Source organism: Rhizobium sp. NPDC092011, assembly GCF_044756305.1.
Classification (GTDB): domain Bacteria; phylum Pseudomonadota; class Alphaproteobacteria; order Rhizobiales; family Rhizobiaceae; genus Rhizobium.
The window spans coordinates 248,903-264,998 of the sequence record NZ_JBIVSO010000005.1; the positions used below are offsets into that span (position 1 = coordinate 248,903).

General features: G+C 60.3%; 15 protein-coding genes. 3 read left to right on the forward strand and 12 right to left on the reverse strand.

Annotated features, from left to right (window positions below):
- Nucleotides 1-46: 46 nt before the first annotated feature.
- Complete coding sequence (locus ACIQJ2_RS22315) at nt 47-1,270, reverse strand: lytic murein transglycosylase (protein ID WP_400671947.1); 1,224 nt, start codon at nt 1,268-1,270, stop codon at nt 47-49.
- A 202-nt stretch (nt 1,271-1,472) separates the two neighbouring features.
- On the opposite strand from ACIQJ2_RS22315, the gene galU reads away from it, so the two are divergent.
- Nucleotides 1,473-2,360, forward strand: a complete 888-nt coding sequence (gene galU, locus ACIQJ2_RS22320) for a UTP--glucose-1-phosphate uridylyltransferase GalU (protein ID WP_199149961.1) — start codon at nt 1,473-1,475, stop codon at nt 2,358-2,360.
- Between the two features lie 107 nt (nt 2,361-2,467).
- On the opposite strand, the gene ACIQJ2_RS22325 is transcribed toward galU, so the two are convergent.
- Nucleotides 2,468-3,985 carry an outer membrane beta-barrel protein gene (locus tag ACIQJ2_RS22325; RefSeq protein ID WP_400671944.1) on the reverse strand — a complete coding sequence of 506 codons (1,518 nt, stop codon included), beginning with the start codon at nt 3,983-3,985 and terminating at the stop codon, nt 2,468-2,470.
- Nucleotides 3,986-4,181: 196 nt separating this feature from the next.
- Between ACIQJ2_RS22325 and ACIQJ2_RS22330 the strand changes: the two genes are divergently transcribed.
- Nucleotides 4,182-5,177: an SIS domain-containing protein gene (locus tag ACIQJ2_RS22330; RefSeq protein ID WP_400671941.1), complete on the forward strand. Its 996-nt coding sequence runs from the start codon at nt 4,182-4,184 to the stop codon at nt 5,175-5,177.
- Here ACIQJ2_RS22330 and ACIQJ2_RS22335 read toward each other — a convergent pair whose 3' ends face one another.
- Both ACIQJ2_RS22335 and ACIQJ2_RS22340 read right to left on the reverse strand, forming a co-directional pair.
- Complete coding sequence (locus ACIQJ2_RS22335) at nt 5,178-5,636, reverse strand: NfeD family protein (RefSeq protein ID WP_199147555.1); 459 nt, start codon at nt 5,634-5,636, stop codon at nt 5,178-5,180.
- A gap of 1 nt (nt 5,637) precedes the next feature.
- A complete protein-coding gene (locus ACIQJ2_RS22340) occupies nt 5,638-6,654 on the reverse strand; it encodes an SPFH domain-containing protein (protein WP_199147553.1) in 1,017 nt (338 codons plus the stop codon).
- Nucleotides 6,655-6,969: 315 nt separating this feature from the next.
- On the opposite strand from ACIQJ2_RS22340, the gene ACIQJ2_RS22345 reads away from it, so the two are divergent.
- Nucleotides 6,970-7,878 carry a S1C family serine protease gene (locus ACIQJ2_RS22345; RefSeq protein ID WP_199147551.1) on the forward strand — a complete coding sequence of 303 codons (909 nt, stop codon included), beginning with the start codon at nt 6,970-6,972 and terminating at the stop codon, nt 7,876-7,878.
- A 128-nt stretch (nt 7,879-8,006) separates the two neighbouring features.
- On the opposite strand, the gene hemH is transcribed toward ACIQJ2_RS22345, so the two are convergent.
- From hemH to ACIQJ2_RS22385, 8 genes are all read right to left on the reverse strand, one after another.
- Complete coding sequence (gene hemH / locus ACIQJ2_RS22350; protein ID WP_400671937.1) at nt 8,007-9,041, reverse strand: ferrochelatase; 1,035 nt, start codon at nt 9,039-9,041, stop codon at nt 8,007-8,009.
- 96 nt (nt 9,042-9,137) lie between these two features.
- Entirely contained in the window at nt 9,138-11,252 is a 2,115-nt protein-coding gene (locus tag ACIQJ2_RS22355) for a 5'-nucleotidase C-terminal domain-containing protein (protein ID WP_400671935.1), read from the reverse strand.
- Between the two features lie 147 nt (nt 11,253-11,399).
- Nucleotides 11,400-11,723, reverse strand: a complete 324-nt coding sequence (locus ACIQJ2_RS22360) for a hypothetical protein (RefSeq protein ID WP_400671932.1) — start codon at nt 11,721-11,723, stop codon at nt 11,400-11,402.
- Between the two features lie 28 nt (nt 11,724-11,751).
- Entirely contained in the window at nt 11,752-12,138 is a 387-nt protein-coding gene (locus tag ACIQJ2_RS22365; protein WP_199147543.1) for a hypothetical protein, read from the reverse strand.
- 181 nt (nt 12,139-12,319) lie between these two features.
- Nucleotides 12,320-13,771, reverse strand: coding sequence for a homospermidine synthase (locus tag ACIQJ2_RS22370; RefSeq protein WP_400746593.1), 1,452 nt, complete (start codon nt 13,769-13,771; stop codon nt 12,320-12,322).
- Between the two features lie 242 nt (nt 13,772-14,013).
- The gene (locus ACIQJ2_RS22375) at nt 14,014-14,298 is read right to left on the reverse strand and encodes a YciI family protein (protein ID WP_199147539.1); all 285 of its coding nucleotides are present in this window, start codon (nt 14,296-14,298) and stop codon (nt 14,014-14,016) included.
- A gap of 3 nt (nt 14,299-14,301) precedes the next feature.
- Complete coding sequence (locus ACIQJ2_RS22380; RefSeq protein WP_400671925.1) at nt 14,302-14,943, reverse strand: aminotransferase class IV family protein; 642 nt, start codon at nt 14,941-14,943, stop codon at nt 14,302-14,304.
- Entirely contained in the window at nt 14,928-16,088 is a 1,161-nt protein-coding gene (locus ACIQJ2_RS22385; RefSeq protein ID WP_199147535.1) for an aminodeoxychorismate synthase component I, read from the reverse strand. Before ACIQJ2_RS22385 ends, ACIQJ2_RS22380 begins: the two co-directional genes overlap by 16 nt.
- Nucleotides 16,089-16,096: the final 8 nt, after the last annotated feature.

Sequence of the window (16,096 nt, forward strand, 5' to 3'; positions counted from 1 at the left end):
GCTTTTCCCCGTCCAGCGAACCTGGAGCCCACAGATGGCGGCGATCCTATTTACGCAATGCGTTCAACAGGTTCATCGAGGGCTCACCATCTGCATCCATACCGATGCGCTGCTGAACCGCGGAGATGGCAGCCTTCGAGCCGGACCCGAAATTGCCGTCGACAACGCCATCATAATAGCCGAGCTGCTTCAGCCGCGTCTGCAGCTCGAACTTCTGCTGGACATTGAGCGTGCCGCTCGGGCGTGGCCAGGATTGCTGCATGCCGCCATAGCCGGCAATCTGATCGGCAAGCAGGCCGACGGCCAGGGCATAGCTGTCGGAAGCGTTATAGCGCTTGATGGTGAAGAAGTTGCCGGTCATCAGGAAGCCGGGGCCGTTCGAGCCGCCGGGCATCTTCAGTTGCGCGCGGTCGGAGGTCTGGCGGAAGCCCTTGCCGCCCGGACGAACGAAGCCGAGAGCCGCCCACTGGGCGATGGTATGCGTCTTGCCGACCTGGGCGTGACCGCCGGGCGGGACGACGACTTCATAGCCCCAGGTACGACCGGTGCTCCAGCCGTTCTTGGCGAGCAGGTTGGCGGTCGTGGCCAGAGCGTCCGGAATTGAGTTCCAGATATCGGCGTGGCCTGTCCCGTCGGCGTCGACAGCGTAGAGCAGATAGCTGGTGGGGATGAATTGGGTGTGGCCCATGGCGCCAGCCCAGGAACCGTTGAGGTCCTTGCGCGAGATATCGCCCTTCTGCAGGATCTTCAGCGCGGCGATAAGCTGTTTTTTGGCATAGCCTGCCCGTTTCGGGTCGGCATAGGCAAGCGTCGCCAGCGCACGGGGCACGTAATGTAGCCGGTCATTCTTGGCGAGAACGGCGCCGTAGTTCGACTCCATCGACCAGATGGCCAGCATGATGTTGCGATCAACGCCGAAGTGCTGTTCGAGCGTGCGCAGTGTGGACCCGTATTTGACCGCCATCTTACGGCCAATATCGACCGTATAGGGATTGACACGGGAATCCAGATAATCCCAGATTTGGGATTTGAATTCCGGTTGATACTGCGCCTTTTCAAGGACCGTGGGGTCGGGATCCGTCACGCCGGCAAATGCATTGCGGTAGGTCGATTGCGTAATGCCGCTCTTTGCGGCGGTCGCATAGAAGCCCGCGATCCATTTTTGGAACCCTGGGTCGGCATTGGCGTTAACGGGAGCGAGTCCCGCGAAGGCACCGAGCGCGAGCGCCAGAGCGAGACCAAGAAGGGAGTTTTTGCGGTTTACGGTCATCTACAGCCTTGTCCATCGATTGTTGGATTTCGGTGCGGCGATGCACGTAGCATCGGCCCAAGCTTGACACTAAACGAACGAAGTCAACAAATTCTTTACCATGGAAGTGCCGGCCAGTCATTATTTGCAAAACAGTAGCAAATTTAATCTACTGACCCTTAGAATGGCTTGGCGCCAGCTATTTAATGCCCAGGAGGTATGAGTGGGACAGCATAAGAAGGTTCGTAAGGCAGTATTTCCGGTCGCCGGACTAGGGACGCGGTTCTTGCCGGCGACCAAGGCGGTGCCGAAGGAAATGCTGACCGTCGTCGATAAGCCGGTAATCCAGTATGTCGTCGATGAGGCGATGGAAGCCGGTATCGAGCATTTCGTATTCGTGACGGGCCGCAGCAAGCACGTCATCGAAGATTACTTCGACATTCAGTTCGAACTCGAGCAGACTTTGCGCCAGCGCAACAAGAATGCCGAGCTGTCGCTGTTGAACGGTCTGCTGCCGAAGGCCGGCACGGCAAGCTTCACGCGCCAGCAGGAGCCGCTCGGTCTTGGCCATGCCGTCTGGTGTGCGCGCGAAATCGTCGGTGACGAGCCGTTCGCGCTGCTGCTGCCCGACATGGTCATGCGCGCCGAAAAGGGCTGCATGAAGGGCATGATCGAGCTTTACGAGCATAGCGGCGGCAATGTCATCGCCGTTGAAGAATGCGCTCCGGATCAGACCCATAAATACGGCATCGTCGGTGTCGGCGAAACGGTCGGTAATGGCTTCCGCATCACGGAAATGGTCGAAAAGCCGGCCAAGGGTACGGCTCCGTCCAACTTCTTCATCAACGGTCGCTACATCCTGCAGCCGGAAATCTTCCGTATCCTGGAAAGCCAGGAACGGGGTGCCGGCAACGAGATCCAGCTGACCGACGGTATGCTGAAGCTGGCGCAGAACCAGGATTTTGCCGGCTATCACTTCCAGGGCCAGACCTTCGACTGTGGTGCGAAGGACGGCTTCATCCTCGCCAACGTTGCCTTCGCATTGGCACGCGCAGATATTCGTCCGACCATCGAGGATGAGTTCAAGGCGTTGATCGCTGCTTTGAAGTAAGCTGCCGATCGCTCCCTGCTGAAAATTCAAGGCCCGGCTATGCCGGGCCTTTTTCATTGTCGAAGCAATGGTTTTCGGCGAGGATCAGGCGCATTGCGAAATCGCCGTCAGCGCTTCACAGTCAAGCCGACGCCGGCCTGGAGCTGACGGGTATCGTCGCCGGCCTTTCTGGTAGTCAGCTGATAGCCAAGATTGCCTGTCAGATCGAGATAGCGGTTGATCCCCCAGGTCAGGCCCAGGGCCGCGTCATATTCGGTCTCGTCGGATACGCTGCCGCTCGAAGGGTAGTCTCGCCAAATCGTTCCGCCCGTTACCTTGGCGGTGAGATCGTCGCGCAGCTGGTGGCTCACGGTGCTGGTGAGCTGGTAGGCGGTGTAGCCGCCCAGGCCTGGAGTCGTCGACGGTTGAACTGTGCTCGAAAGGCCGATGCTGACATCGGTGCCGCGCTGCGGTGACCAGGCGAGGCTGCCATCGATCGTCGGTGCGTCGATCGAGGCGAGGCGCGCATCGTCGAATTGCGTGTGCTGATAGCCAAAGCCGAGCTCGCCCTTCAGCTTTTCTCCGAGATCGAGCTCGATGCCAGCCTTGCCGCCATAGCTTTGGTTTGAGCGCGCGTAGCCGTTGCTGTCGCGCGTCTGGTCGTAGACCGCGGCGCCGAGGTCGGCTTCCACAAAGGGAATGATTGCGGGCGACAGCTCGTAACCGATGCGGCCGCGCCACGTGCCCGCCGTCTGGTCGCGGTCGCTGAGCGTGACCTGGGTTCCATCGGAGAGCACGGCGTTGGAGTAGATCGTTCGGGTCAGCGCAACGGCCGTCGAGCCGCGCAGCACGCCGAAGTCGCGCTCCAGCGAAAGCCCGGTTGAGAACTGGTTGACGGCGGATTGCTTCGAAGCGCCGATAATGGCGTTGGGATCGCTGGTATCTTCCCTGTAAAATTGATAGCCGGCCGTGACATGGGCAATCGTGTTGGCGGGAAGGTCGAGCCGCAGGTCGGCATTGATCGTAACCACAGGCCGTTCTGCCGCGGTGCCGCTGAGATTCTTCTGCCAGACGCCTTCGCCGGTGACGGTCAAGGCGTGGCGATCCCAATCAGAAGTCAGCGTGCTGCGCAGGTCCGTCTGCAGGAAAGTGCGGTTGTCCTTGACGGCGCCGGTACTGTTTCGTTCCACATTGATCGACTGGTTGATCGATGGACGGAGCGTGAATGTGCCGAGTGGAATGCCCTGAGCGTCGGCGCGATCGGGATATGAACGCGCCCTCAGTCCGTCGACAGTCGGTTCCCGCGAGTTGACTCGACGCAGGTCGTCATCGAGCGTCGAGCCTGTCGTCAGCGAATCCAAGCGAAGACGCATGTTCGGCGGCGCGTCGGCATTTGCGCTGGATGCCTGATTTGTGGCGGATGCCGGCTGCGCGCCGGCTGCGGATGCCCCTGTGGGATCAGCCGTCGGGTTCGATGTCGGCGCGGCTGTCGGCAGCGAGTCGTCGAGATTTTGGTCAGGAGGAAGCGATTGGGCACTTGCGGACATCGGCGCAGCGAATGCGACACCCCAGCCCAGCAAGGCGGATGTTGCCCATGCCGTCAGCCGGAGGGTGCTTTTCCCCGCCTTGTTCTTGCCGATGCTCATTTTATCTAAGTCTGACCTTGCTGGAAATACTCTAAATCCTTACTCAAGTGTAAAGCTGTGTGGTTAACGGTTGGTTGCTAAACGCGAGTTGCTTGGAAAGAACCGGTAATATTCCGGAGCTTAGACAGCGAGCTGCAGCTGCGGAGAGGGCGGATCTTCGGTGGACAGATTTGCAGAAAAGCGTTAGGCCTCGCTCATGAACAAGAGAGCTGTCAGATTGATCGAGAACGGTGCGATCGAATCCGCCATGCGGACCATCGAGACCGAGAGACGGGGCCTCGAAGCGCTGGAACGTGCCTTGGCCAACAGTCTAGCCGGGCCCTTCAGCCGCGCGGTCGAGATCATCGGCGATATCAACGGCCGTGTCGTCATTACCGGCGTCGGCAAAAGCGGCCATATCGGCAACAAGCTTGCCGCCAGCCTGGCCTCCACCGGCACCCCGGCGTTTTTCGTTCATCCCGTCGAGGCCAATCATGGCGATCTCGGCATGATCACGCAGGATGACGTCATCATCGCTATCTCCTGGGGCGGCGAAAGCGCCGAACTTCGGGGCATCATCAGCTATTCCCGCCGCTTTTCGATCCCGATGATCGCGATCACAGCCGGCGAGAGTTCGACGCTGGCGCGCGAGTCGGATGTCGTTCTCCTGCTTCCGAAAGAGCAGGAGGCCTGTCCGCACGGACTTGCGCCGACCACGTCGACGATGCTGCAGCTCGCCATCGGCGATGCGCTCACTGTAGCATTGCTCGAGGCCCGCGGCTTCACCGCCGAGGATTTCCGCACCTTCCATCCGGGTGGCAAGCTCGGCGCCAGCCTCTCGCATGTTGCCGATATCATGCACAAGGGCGACCGGGTGCCTCTGGTCAAGCTTGGCACCGGCATGCCCGAAGCGGCGATGATGCTGTCGAAGATGCGTTTCGGCTGTGTTGGCGTGATCGATGAAGAGGGATGCCTGTGCGGCATTGTCACCGATGGCGATATCGCCCGCAATCTCGGAGCCAGCCTTGCCGAGAAGCTGGTGGATGAGGTCATGACTCCCAATCCGAAGACGGTGAAAGAAACGACGCTGGCGACCAGCGCCATGGCCGTGCTCAATCGTCACAATATTTCAGCACTCATGGTGATCGATGATGCACGCCGGCCGATCGGCGTCGTGCATTTCCACGATCTGTTGCGGATCGGCGTTGCCTGATCAGACGGGTTCAACTGTCAGTTCGCGGCCATTGCTGGCAACGACCTTGACGCGGGTGCCGACCGGCAAGTCCGGCCCGTTGACTGTCCAATAGGTATCGTTCAATCGGATGCGGCCCCGACCTTCGGTGATCGGCTGATCGAGCGTTGCCGTGCGCCCGACGAGGCTCGCGCCGCGCTGGTTCAGGAAAGGCTCGTCCGTGACCTGGTTGTTGTTGTAGATATATCGCCGCCCGATGAGGGTGACGACAACGGCCGATGCCGCAAAGATCAGCCATTGCACCTGCCAGGTCCAGAAGGCGCTATCCCACAAAAGCAGCGAGAGCGCCCCGACGATGATGCCGGCGAGGCCGATCCAGACGAGAAAGAAGCCGGGCAACACCAACTCGGCGGCAAGCAACACGAGACCTAGAAGCCACCAGCTCCAGGGACCGAGTTCGACGACGAGGTTGTCGAACATCTCAGGTCTCCCTTGATATCAGCGGGTTGACGGAAGGTGTGGTACGTACGGGTCCCGAGCGCGGCCGCGGAGGCTGCGGCGCTCCATTGCCGTCGCCATTGTCGCCGAAGACTTCGCGGGCGATGGCGCCGATACCGCCGAGCGAACCGATGAGGGAGCTTGCCTCCATCGGCATCAGAACGATCTTGGAATTGTTGGCCGAGCCGATCGAGGTCAGGGCCTCCGTGTATTTTTGTGCGACGAAGTAGTTGATCGCCTGCACATTGCCTTCGGCGATGGCCTCGGACACCATGCGGGTGGCCTTGGCTTCGGCTTCCGCAAGGCGTTCGCGGGCCTCGGCATTGCGGAAAGCAGCCTCGCGCTGGCCTTCCGCCTGCAGCACGGCCGACTGTTTTGCACCTTCGGCGCGCAGGATCTGCGCAGCACGCAAGCCTTCTGCCTCAAGAATCTGGGCGCGCTTTTCGCGCTCGGCCTTCATCTGCCGGCCCATGGCGTCAACGAGATCCTTCGGCGGCTGAATGTCCTTGATTTCGACGCGCGTCACCTTGATACCCCAGGGCTCGACCGCCTCGTCGACCACGCGCAGCAGCCGCTCGTTGATAGCGTCGCGGTTGGACAGAAGTTCGTCCAGATCCATCGAACCCATGACCGAGCGAATGTTGGTCTTTGTGAGGTTGAGAATCGCGCTTTCGAGATTGGTGATCTGATAGGCAGCCTGCGCCGCGTTGAGTACCTGGAAAAAGGCGACCGCGTCGGCGGAGACGCTGGCATTGTCCTTCGTGATGACTTCCTGTGTCGGCACGGCCAGCACCTGTTCCATCACGTTCATGCGCACGCCGATCGTTTCGATGAAGGGCACGATGAGATTGAGTCCGGGCTCCAAGGTGCGAATATAGCGGCCGAAGCGCTGGATTGTATAACGATAGCCCTGCGGCACGGTCTTGATCCCTGCAAACAGCACCAGGATGACCAAGATCACCAGGGCAACCACGACGATGCTGAACCCACCGACTACCATTGAATTCCTCCTTGGCGCTTGTCCGCGATGCGGATCTTGCGTCCGACAAAAAAGCGCCGCCATGTCGTTACCGCTTCGGTCGCATACGCGAAATGGCAGCTCAATCAGATGTGGTGGGTTAGCACGTTCTCGGCAAGGGAGGAATGGGGTGCTACAACACCTCTTCGGTTCTTTCGTGCGCGAGGAGATGATCAATCATTCGCGATCCGGCTCTTGCGCCTGACGATTGATATTCATACCTTATTGGTAAGTTCTTCGGCCCCGCTGACACGTAAACTTTCGGGCCCAGCCATAGCGCATCGTCAGGGTGAAACAATGAATATGGATAGGACCTTACGGTCGGTCGTGGCCGTTCATGCCTCAATTCCGGAAGACGCCTTCACGGCGGCGACGCTCGGCACCCGCAGGGAAGGCAATGGCGTCGTCATCCGGGGGAACGGGCTGGTGTTGACGATCGGCTATCTCATCACGGAAGCGGAGGAAGTCTGGCTGACGACGAATAGCGGTCGTGTTGTGCCGGCGCATGCACTTGCCTACGATCAGGAGACGGGATTCGGTCTGTTGCAGGCGCTGGGCCCACTGGACGTGCCGGCGCTTGAATTCGGCGACGCCGACAAGGCGGAGATCGGCGATCCCGTTGTCATCGCCGACGGTATCGGCCAGTTCGTAGAGGCGAAGATCGTCGCCAAGCAGGAGTTCGCGGGCTATTGGGAGTATCTGCTCGACGAGGCAATCTTCGTCGCGCCGGCGCATCCTTCCTGGGGCGGCGCCGCTTTGGTGGACGAAGACGGCAAGCTTATCGGTGTCGGCTCGCTGCATCTGCAGATGGCGACCCAGAACGGAGAGGGGGCCGACATCAATATGGTCGTGCCCATCAATCTGCTGCTGCCCATTCTCGACGATCTCGTCAAGCGCGGTCAGGTCAACAAGCCGCCGCGGCCATGGCTGGGCGCCTTCTCTGCGGAAAGCAATGGCGAGGTCGTCGTCATGAGCGTGACCGAGGGTGGTCCCGCAGCCAAGGCGGGACTGCGCCGCGGCGATGTCATCTCGGAGATCCGCGATGCGGAGGTGGATGGGCTTGCCGATTTCTACCGCAAGATATGGGAGAGCGGGCCTGCGGGCGCCGAAATTCCGGTGCGGGTCTTGCGCAACGGCCGTGAGACTTGGCTGCGCATAAAATCCGCCGATCGACGCAGCTTCCTCAAGAAGCCGCAGCTGCAGTGAAGTGGTGGCCGGGATCGGCGCATGTCGTGCAAAGCGAGTGCGGTTTTGCACGACATGTTCAGAATCGAGCGGCTAAAGCGCGCGAGGCGAATCTTGGAGATCGCGACGCGCTTTAGCCCGGCGACCGATCAAGCCCAGCCGAGCAGTTCCCGCCGTACGACTTTCTCCAGTACGTTCATGCCGTCCCCGGTGTCGTTGAGACAGGGGATATGGGTGAATTTCTCGCCGCCATTGTGGTGGAAGGATTCGGCTGCCTGCTCGGCGATCTCCTCCAGCGTTTCCAGACAATCCGAGACGAAACCGGGATTGAGCACGGCAATGCGCTTTGTGCCGTTCTTGGCAAGCTGTTCCACCGTCTTGTCCGTGTAGGGCTGCAGCCACTCCTCCGGGCCGAAGCGGGACTGGAAGGTGACCATGAACTGGTCTTCTGAAAGGCCGAGCTTTTCGCGCAGCAAGCGGCCGGTCTTTTGACAGAAACAGTAATAGGGGTCGCCCAGCTTGAAGTAGGACATCGGTATGCCGTGGAAAGAGGCGAGGATCTTTTCGGGCTGCCAGTCCAGCGTCGAGAGGTGTCGGGTCACCGAATTGGCAAGCGCTTCGATGTAGGTTTCGTCGTCGTGATATTGCGGGACGGTGCGGACGGCCGGCTGCCAGCGCATCGTCGCCAGTTTTTCGAACGCTTTGTCGTTGACGGTCGCCGTCGTTGCCGCCGCATATTGCGGGTAGAGGGGAAAGAGCACGATGCGCTCGCAGCCGTCATCCTTCAACGCCTGGATGCGATCGGCGATCGAGGGTTGGCCGTAGCGCATCGCCCAATCAACCTTGACGTTCGGCAGATCGCGCAGGCGCTCGGCCATCAGGTCTGACTGGTTGCGCGTGTAGGTGCGCAGATAGCTTTCGTTCTTGTCCTTGTTCCAGATGGTCTCGTACGCCTTGCCGACTTTCTGCGGCCGGGTATTGAGCACGATGCCGAAGAGGATCGGATACCATTTCCAGCGCGACCATTCGATGACGCGGCGGTCGGTCAGGAATTCGCGCAGGTAGCGGCGCATCGAGGAATAGTCGGTGCCATCGGGTGTGCCGAGGTTGATGAGCAGCACGCCAACCTTGCCGTATTTCACGCTTGGGTGATCGGACGGAAGCGTTGTCGGGTTTGCTGGCATCGGTTGAATTCCTCTCAGGATACGGAGCACTTCACATAGGAACAAAAACCGGTCCGGGGAAGCCCGGACCGGCTGGTTGATGCGAGACAAATCGTCTTACTTGGCCGGAATTCTCAACTTTTCGCCGACAGGCAGATGATGGGGCTTGATATTGCGATTGGCGGCCAGAAGTTTGCGCCATTGCTTGGCACTGCCATAGTAGGCTTTGGCGAGATCCCAGAGCGTATCGCCGGCGACGATGACATGCGTTGCCGGGGTCTTCGGCTGCTCGTTGACGGCAGCCTTCGGCGCGATTGCTGCGGGCTCCGCAGCTGCCGGTGGAACAGCGGTCGGGGTTTCGGCAGCAGGGGCTGACGTGGCAGGCGCCGACTTTACCGGATCCGTTTTGACCGGATCCGCTTTTGCCGGAGCGGCTGGCGCCGGCGTCGGATTTGCCGGCATCGTCGTGCTCGGAGCGGTCACGGAAGGAGCAGAGGTGGCCGGTGCCGTCGTAGCCGGCGGAGTGGCGGTGTTTTCGGCGGCAGCCGGTGCCGGCTTTTGCTCAGTCGCAGCCTGCGGCTTGGTATCGACGGGCTTTGCCGGTTCGGGCTGGGCGGCTGGCGCTGCAGCGACCTGCGTCACGCGGCCATCCGTGTACGGCTTGTAGGGATTGTGGGCAGCAAGATAGTCGGCGACCACCGATTCCAGATTCGGGCCGAAGTCATAGGCATTCTTTGCGTCCTTGGCGAAGACCGTGTAACCGTCGCCGCCGGCCCGCATGTAGTTGTTGCTGACGACGCCGTAAGTCTTTTCAGGATCGATCGGCTTGAATTCTGTGCCTTCCTGCACTTCGACCGAGACGAGACGGCTGCCTGCCGGCTTCGATTTGTCGAAGCTGTATTTGAGACCGGCAACCTGCGGGAACCGGCCGGCACCGTCGTCGATCTGGCTGAGGCCGTTTTCAAGCGCCGCCTTCACATCGGCGCCGGTGAGCTGGAAGGTCGCGACCGTGTTCTGGAAGGGCAGCACGGTCAGAACGTCGCCCATGCTGACATCGCCGGCAGCGATGGAGGCCCGCAGGCCACCACCGTTCTGGATGGCGATGCTGATGCCCTGTGCCTTGGTGCGATCGAGCATGGCGTCGGCGACGAGATTGCCCATCGGGCATTCCTGGACGCGGCAGATTTCGCGCGCACCCTCTATTGGCCCCTGCGAATTGCCGATGACCTTCTTGCGTAATTCTTCGATCGGCTTGGCCATCTCCTGCACGCGGGCGAGGATCGTCGGGTCGGGCTTGATCGAGGCGTCGAGCAGGATCGGATCGCCCTTGGCCTCCTTGACCGCGCCGTTGTCATCGAAGGTGACGACGAGATCGCCGAGATATTTGCTGTAGGAGGCGGCCTGAACGACAGGGACCTTATAGCCCGCCGGGTTGTCGACCATGGTCGGATAGGGGCCGGCTGCTTTCGGATCCGTGTTTGACAGCAGCGTATGCGAATGGCCGCCGACGACGACGCTGACGCCGGCGATCTTGGCGATCTTCTCGACATCGCGGGGATAGCCGACATGAGTCAGCGCGATGATCTTGTTGACGCCCTGCGATTTCAGCGCGTCCACCTCGGCGCTGATGGCGGCCGCATCGTCGGTGATCTTCACATGCGGGCCGGGAGAGGCGAGTTCTGGTGTTTCGGTCGTCACCGCGCCGACGATGCCGATCTTCTGGCCACCGATGTCGAGGACGATCGACTTCTTGATCCGGTTGCCGAGCTTCGACTGGTCGTCGATCACCAGATTGGCCGTCACGACCGGGAACTGCGCCTTGTCGAGGAAGGCGGCAAGCGGACCTTCGCCATCGTCGAACTCATGATTGCCGACGGTCATGGCGTCGATCTTCATATCGTTGAGGAATTCGACTTCGGCCGCGCCTTTGTACGTCGTGTAGAATAACGAGCCCTGGAAATTGTCGCCGGCATCGAGCACGACGACATTCTGGCCGGCAAGGGCGGCGCGGCGATGGTCGATTGCAGCCTTCAACCGGGCGGCGCCTCCGAAGCATTCATTCTTGGCTTCCTCTGCTGCCGAGCAGGTTGCGTCGAACTTGTTGATCGATTCCACGCGCGAATGGAAATCGTTGAAGTGCAGGATGTTGAGCTGATAGTCCGCGAAGGCGGCGCTAGTGCTGAGCGCCAAAACCGCGGCGGCCAAAAGACCCACTCCGAAGGGCTGCTTCATCTATCTCTCCTGTTCGTCTTTGCAATCGGCCCGCGCACAACCCGCAGCGGTCCCCCATGCGAATGTTTTCATCATGGCGGAGCGAGCGCAAGCGAAAGCTGTTGGCTTCTTTAGGATTTTACAAAGCGACGGAGCGCGATGGTCACGTCAGGTGCAGGCTTCGATGGGAGCGCTTCCATAGGATTCACGGACTGCCAATGCGGCATTCCAACCGACGGAGATGAAGAGGAGCAGACAGCACAAGGCCACCGCAAAATGGAAGCGCCGACTGCGATCCCGATAAAGCAGGATCGCGCCGGCGCCATAGATCAGCAGGGCTGGAAGCGCGAAAATGAGGATGCTGATGGGCCCATCGCAATCGAGCGCGTCGATACCCTGCGCCCTGTAGGTGTTGACGGGAAATACCACCGCCATAAGGGCGAGGGGCAATGCCGCAATGAGAGCCAGATAAAGAACTGTCATGCTGCGCATGGCGTCCTATCCATCCGGTTCTACCCGCTCAGCCCTGGCGATTGAGAGAGAAGTGCCCGCCCGTCTCGGAGGTGCAGTTCAGCTGGCCTGGGTTCGCCATGAAGCAATTCACCTTGGAGCTGGTGCGCTTGATGTTCGAGTAGAGGTTGATCTGGATCACGCCGGAAGGATCGGTCGTGTAGGTTCCTGAAGCCATCTGCTGGTTCGTGCCGTCGGTCGTGTGCGTTTCGAACCGGCCGGCGTTGAACGTCGAATTCAGGCCGTTTGAATCGGCCCAGCTGCCTTCCACCGAGTTTGTCCGCGGCTGTGCGCCCGGGCTCATCGTCATCGGCGGCGGTCTCGATCCACCGAAATCGACGCAGGCGGACAGGGCTGCTGCGACAGCAACGAGGGAAATGGTGGTTCTGAGCTTCATAAAGGTCTCCCGCGATGAAGGGCGGAGTGGTGTCGTATCGGTTGTGAGAAAGATGGCGCGGCTATTGGGTTAAAGCAAGGCTTCAGAAGGCAACTGCTTGATTTATCCCGCTTGCGTAACAAAAATGCCCGCACGATCTGTGCGGGCATTCCAGCATTTCGCATCGCGAATGCTATTCCTATCAGCGAACGAGGATGTTCTTGAACTGCCAGGGATCCTTCGTGTCGATGTCTTCCGGGAACAGGCCCGGACGGCCGTCGAGCGGGGTCCAGTCGGTATAGTGACCTTCAACCGGGCCGAGATAAGGCAGCTGCACTTCGAGGCAGCGCTTGTAGTCGATCTCGTCGGCTTCGACGATGCCGGCCGTTGGGTTTTCGAGCGCCCAGACCATGCCGGCGAGAACTGCAGAGGTTACCTGCAGGCCGGTCGCGTTCTGGTAAGGAGCGATGCGGCGGGTCTCTTCGAGAGACAGGCGCGAGCCGTACCAGTAGGCGTTCTTGTCATGGCCGTAGAGCAGCACGCCGAGTTCGTCGATGCCGTCTTCCAGCTCGTCCTCATTGAGAACGTGGTGAACCGGCTGTGCGGTGCCGCCATTGCCGAACATTTCGTGCAGCGAGAGCACGGCGTCGTTGGCGGGATGGTACGCATAGTGGCAGGTCGGGCGGAAGGTAACTTCGCCATCCTTGTCACGGACAGTGAAGAAGTCGGCAATCGAGATCGACTCGTTGTGCGTGACAAGGAAGCCGTATTGCGGACCAGGCGTCGGGCACCAGGTGCGGACGCGGGTATTGGCGCCCGGCTGCTCGAGGTAGATCGCCGCCTTGTTGCCCTTCTTGTGCTTCTTGGCGTTCTTCGGCATCCAGTTTTCATGGGTGCCCCAGCCGAGTTCAGCCGGCTGCAGGCCTTCGGAGATGAAGCCTTCCACCGACCAGGTGTTCCAGAAGACGTTGAGCGGCTTCGGATGCTTGGTGCGCTGGGTGTCGCGTTCGGCAATGTGAATGCCCTTGACGCCGACCTTCTTCATCAGCTTGGCCCAACCTTCGCGGTCGTGCTGATCCGGCTCTTCGAACTTCAGGCCGAGATCCTTGGCCAGATTGACGAGCGCCTGCTTGACGAACCAGGAGACCATGCCCGGATTGGCGCCGCAGGTGGAAACGGCTGTCGTGCCGCCCGGGTTCTTCGCCTTTTCCTTGCGCATGGTTTCGCGCAGAGCGTAGTTGGTGCGGTCGGCGTTGTTGAGGCTCTTGTCGAAATAGAAGCCGAGCCAGGGTTCAACGACGGTGTCGATGTAGAGCACGTCGAGCTTGCGGCACAGCTTCACCAGGTCGAGCGAGCCGGTATCAACCGAGAGGTTGACGCAGAAGCCCTGGCCGCCGCCTTCCGTCAGGAGCGGCTTGAGCAGCTCCTTGTAGTTGTCCTTGGTGACGTGTTCCTTGATATGACGGACACCGTGCTTCGCCAGGATTTCCATATCGGCTGGTTCTTCACGCGGGTCGATGACGACCATCCGGCTCTTGTCGAATTTGAAATGGCGCTCGATCAGCGGCAGCGTGCCGCGACCGATGGAGCCAAAGCCGATCATTACGATCGGACCGGTAATTTCGGCATATACCGGATAGTTGTGTTTCGTCATTCTTTTCTCCTTCGAAAGGCAGGACGCCGTTCGGTTCACGAAATTCAATCAGAGTTTGCGCGAAAACGCGAGGTGAGCGGCTCTAATCATAATTTGATGTCACAATAAAGAGCTGTTCAGAGTTAGCCGGACAAAGTCAAGTCGGCGCCAACATACACGCCATATGCGACGAGTTTGTTGCCTTCAAGGGTGGTTTTCGCTGAGATATCAGGAATCGGCTGTTGATCTCGGTCCGCCGTCAGTTACGCCTTCAGGGTTTCCAGCCCGTCGATGACGGTGGTGAGGGCAATTTCCTGAACCTCGTAAGCGGCGATTCCGTGGATGGTGAAGGGGTCGGCCGCGACATGGGCTTCCAGTTCGGCGCGTTCGCCACGCGCGAAGATGACGCCGCCCGTGCGTGGAACCTTGCGACCGGATGCGAGGAACCAGCCCTTGGCATATCCTTCCTTCACCCAGGCCATATGCGGCTCCATATGCTTGTCGGCTTCGTCATTGCTCTTGAGGTAAGTGAGCGAGAGGATGAACATCAATCAATTCCATAGAAGTTGCGCGCGGATCAGGCCGCGCAGGGAGTTTCCGACGTAAAGGGGGCGATCTTTCAGGTCGTCTAGCCGGATACGGCCGACACGGGCCTTGCGTTGGCAGATCAGCTCCGTGCGCAACACGCCGGCAAGTAGGCCAGAGGAAATGGGCGGGGTGCGAAGAGTGTCGGGACCATCCTCGACGAAGACAGACGTGATGGTGCCTTCGCAAACCTCGCTCTTCTCGTTGAGGAGCAGCACTTCGTCCGCCTCGTCGGGCCGATATTCGGCGCGTGCCTCTTCGTAGACGGCGCGACGCGTGGTCTTGACGCGCAACAGCTTGTCGGCGGAATCGAGCCGGGTTGCGGCAATGCGGACGCGCCATATCGTCTCGGGCGGCAGGGCTGAGAAGGGCGCTGTCGTGACATCCGCCTGTCCGTTGGGGTCCAGCGTCAACCTCACCCTCAGGGGTGTGGAAGCATTGGCAACGGCTTCTTCCAGTTTGGCGAGCGCATTTTTCGGAGCCGGGAAGCCAAGGCGGCGTGCGGAGCGCTGTAGGCGTGCAAGATGCAGGCGCAGGCGGACGAAGCCGGTTTCCGGCTCGTAGCGCAGCGTCTCGATCAGGCAAAAGTCCTCTACCGGTCGATCCATCGGTCCCCCACGGCGAAGCGCGCCTTAAGGAGGCATTCCTCGTATTCCGCTTCCGCCGTCGAATCGAAGACGATGCCTCCGCCGACATTGAACACCGCGCGGCCGTCTTCGAAAAGCGTGATCGTGCGGATCGCCACCGAAAAACGCATGGCGCCAGTCGGGGAAATCATGCCGATCGCGCCGCAATAGGCATCGCGGGGACTGTCCTCCAGCCCATGCAGGATTTCCATCGCCCGCATTTTCGGCGCGCCGGTGATCGAGCCGCAGGGGAAGAGCGCGGCGAAAAGGTCTCGAATGGTCATGCCCGACAGCAGCTTCGCCTGCACATGGCTCACCATCTGGTGCAGGGTCGGATAGGTCTCGATCTCGAACAGCTTGGGCACATCGAGCGTGCCGACCTCCGTGACGCGGGAGATATCGTTGCGCAGGAGATCGACGATCATGCGGTTTTCGGCTTGCGTCTTCTCGTCGGCCAGCATCGCGGCGATGATCGCTTCGTCTTCGGCAGCATTCGCGCCGCGTTTGGCCGTGCCCTTCATAGGGTGCGTCTCAATCCAGCCTTCCTCATCTGTCCGGAAGAAAAGCTCCGGCGAACGCGAGAGGATAATCGGGCCGCCGAGATCAACGAGTGCGCCGTATTTCACAGGCTGCCGTTCGATCAGCGACCAGAAGGCGGCCCGCGCATCACCATTCCAGCGGGCCTCAATCGGCATGGTGAGGTTTGCCTGATAGCAGTCTCCCAGCCGAAGATGTTCGTGCAGGCTGTCGAACCTCTCTTTATATGTCGGGAAATCCCAGGCGGCTTTCGGCTCCGTCAGGAATTCTTGATTCTCCCGACGTTGCATCGTTTGGCCCAACGGGTGATCGTTTGCTGCCGGCGCATCGAAGACGCCGAAACACAGCAGCGGCGTTTCCCGATTCTCCTCGATAAACGCGGCCAGCTTTTCTTCGAACAGATAACCGGCTTCATAGGCCATGTAGCCCGCCAGCCATTTTCCCTGCTGCCTGGCCTTCTCCATCCGATCCAATGCATCGAAGAATTCAGCGCATGTTTGAGCGGTAATGATCTCGGCCGGTTCGGCAAAGATCATCAATTGTCCTGTGCTGTCGTCCCTGAAGAGGACGTAGGGTCGGGCGTCGGCCATGGCGCAAT

Coding starts and splice junctions, on each gene's coding strand:
- ACIQJ2_RS22315 (WP_400671947.1), bottom strand. CDS start 1,270: ATGACCGTAAACCGCAAAAACTCCCTTCTTGGTCTCGCTCTGGCGCTC.
- ACIQJ2_RS22325 (WP_400671944.1), bottom strand. CDS start 3,985: ATGAGCATCGGCAAGAACAAGGCGGGGAAAAGCACCCTCCGGCTGACG.
- ACIQJ2_RS22330 (WP_400671941.1), top strand. CDS start 4,182: ATGAACAAGAGAGCTGTCAGATTGATCGAGAACGGTGCGATCGAATCC.
- ACIQJ2_RS22335 (WP_199147555.1), bottom strand. CDS start 5,636: ATGTTCGACAACCTCGTCGTCGAACTCGGTCCCTGGAGCTGGTGGCTT.
- ACIQJ2_RS22340 (WP_199147553.1), bottom strand. CDS start 6,654: ATGGTAGTCGGTGGGTTCAGCATCGTCGTGGTTGCCCTGGTGATCTTG.
- ACIQJ2_RS22345 (WP_199147551.1), top strand. CDS start 6,970: ATGAATATGGATAGGACCTTACGGTCGGTCGTGGCCGTTCATGCCTCA.
- hemH (WP_400671937.1), bottom strand. CDS start 9,041: ATGCCAGCAAACCCGACAACGCTTCCGTCCGATCACCCAAGCGTGAAA.
- ACIQJ2_RS22355 (WP_400671935.1), bottom strand. CDS start 11,252: ATGAAGCAGCCCTTCGGAGTGGGTCTTTTGGCCGCCGCGGTTTTGGCG.
- ACIQJ2_RS22360 (WP_400671932.1), bottom strand. CDS start 11,723: ATGCGCAGCATGACAGTTCTTTATCTGGCTCTCATTGCGGCATTGCCC.
- ACIQJ2_RS22365 (WP_199147543.1), bottom strand. CDS start 12,138: ATGAAGCTCAGAACCACCATTTCCCTCGTTGCTGTCGCAGCAGCCCTG.
- ACIQJ2_RS22370 (WP_400746593.1), bottom strand. CDS start 13,771: ATGACGAAACACAACTATCCGGTATATGCCGAAATTACCGGTCCGATC.
- ACIQJ2_RS22375 (WP_199147539.1), bottom strand. CDS start 14,298: ATGTTCATCCTCTCGCTCACTTACCTCAAGAGCAATGACGAAGCCGAC.
- ACIQJ2_RS22380 (WP_400671925.1), bottom strand. CDS start 14,943: ATGGATCGACCGGTAGAGGACTTTTGCCTGATCGAGACGCTGCGCTAC.
- ACIQJ2_RS22385 (WP_199147535.1), bottom strand. CDS start 16,088: ATGGCCGACGCCCGACCCTACGTCCTCTTCAGGGACGACAGCACAGGA.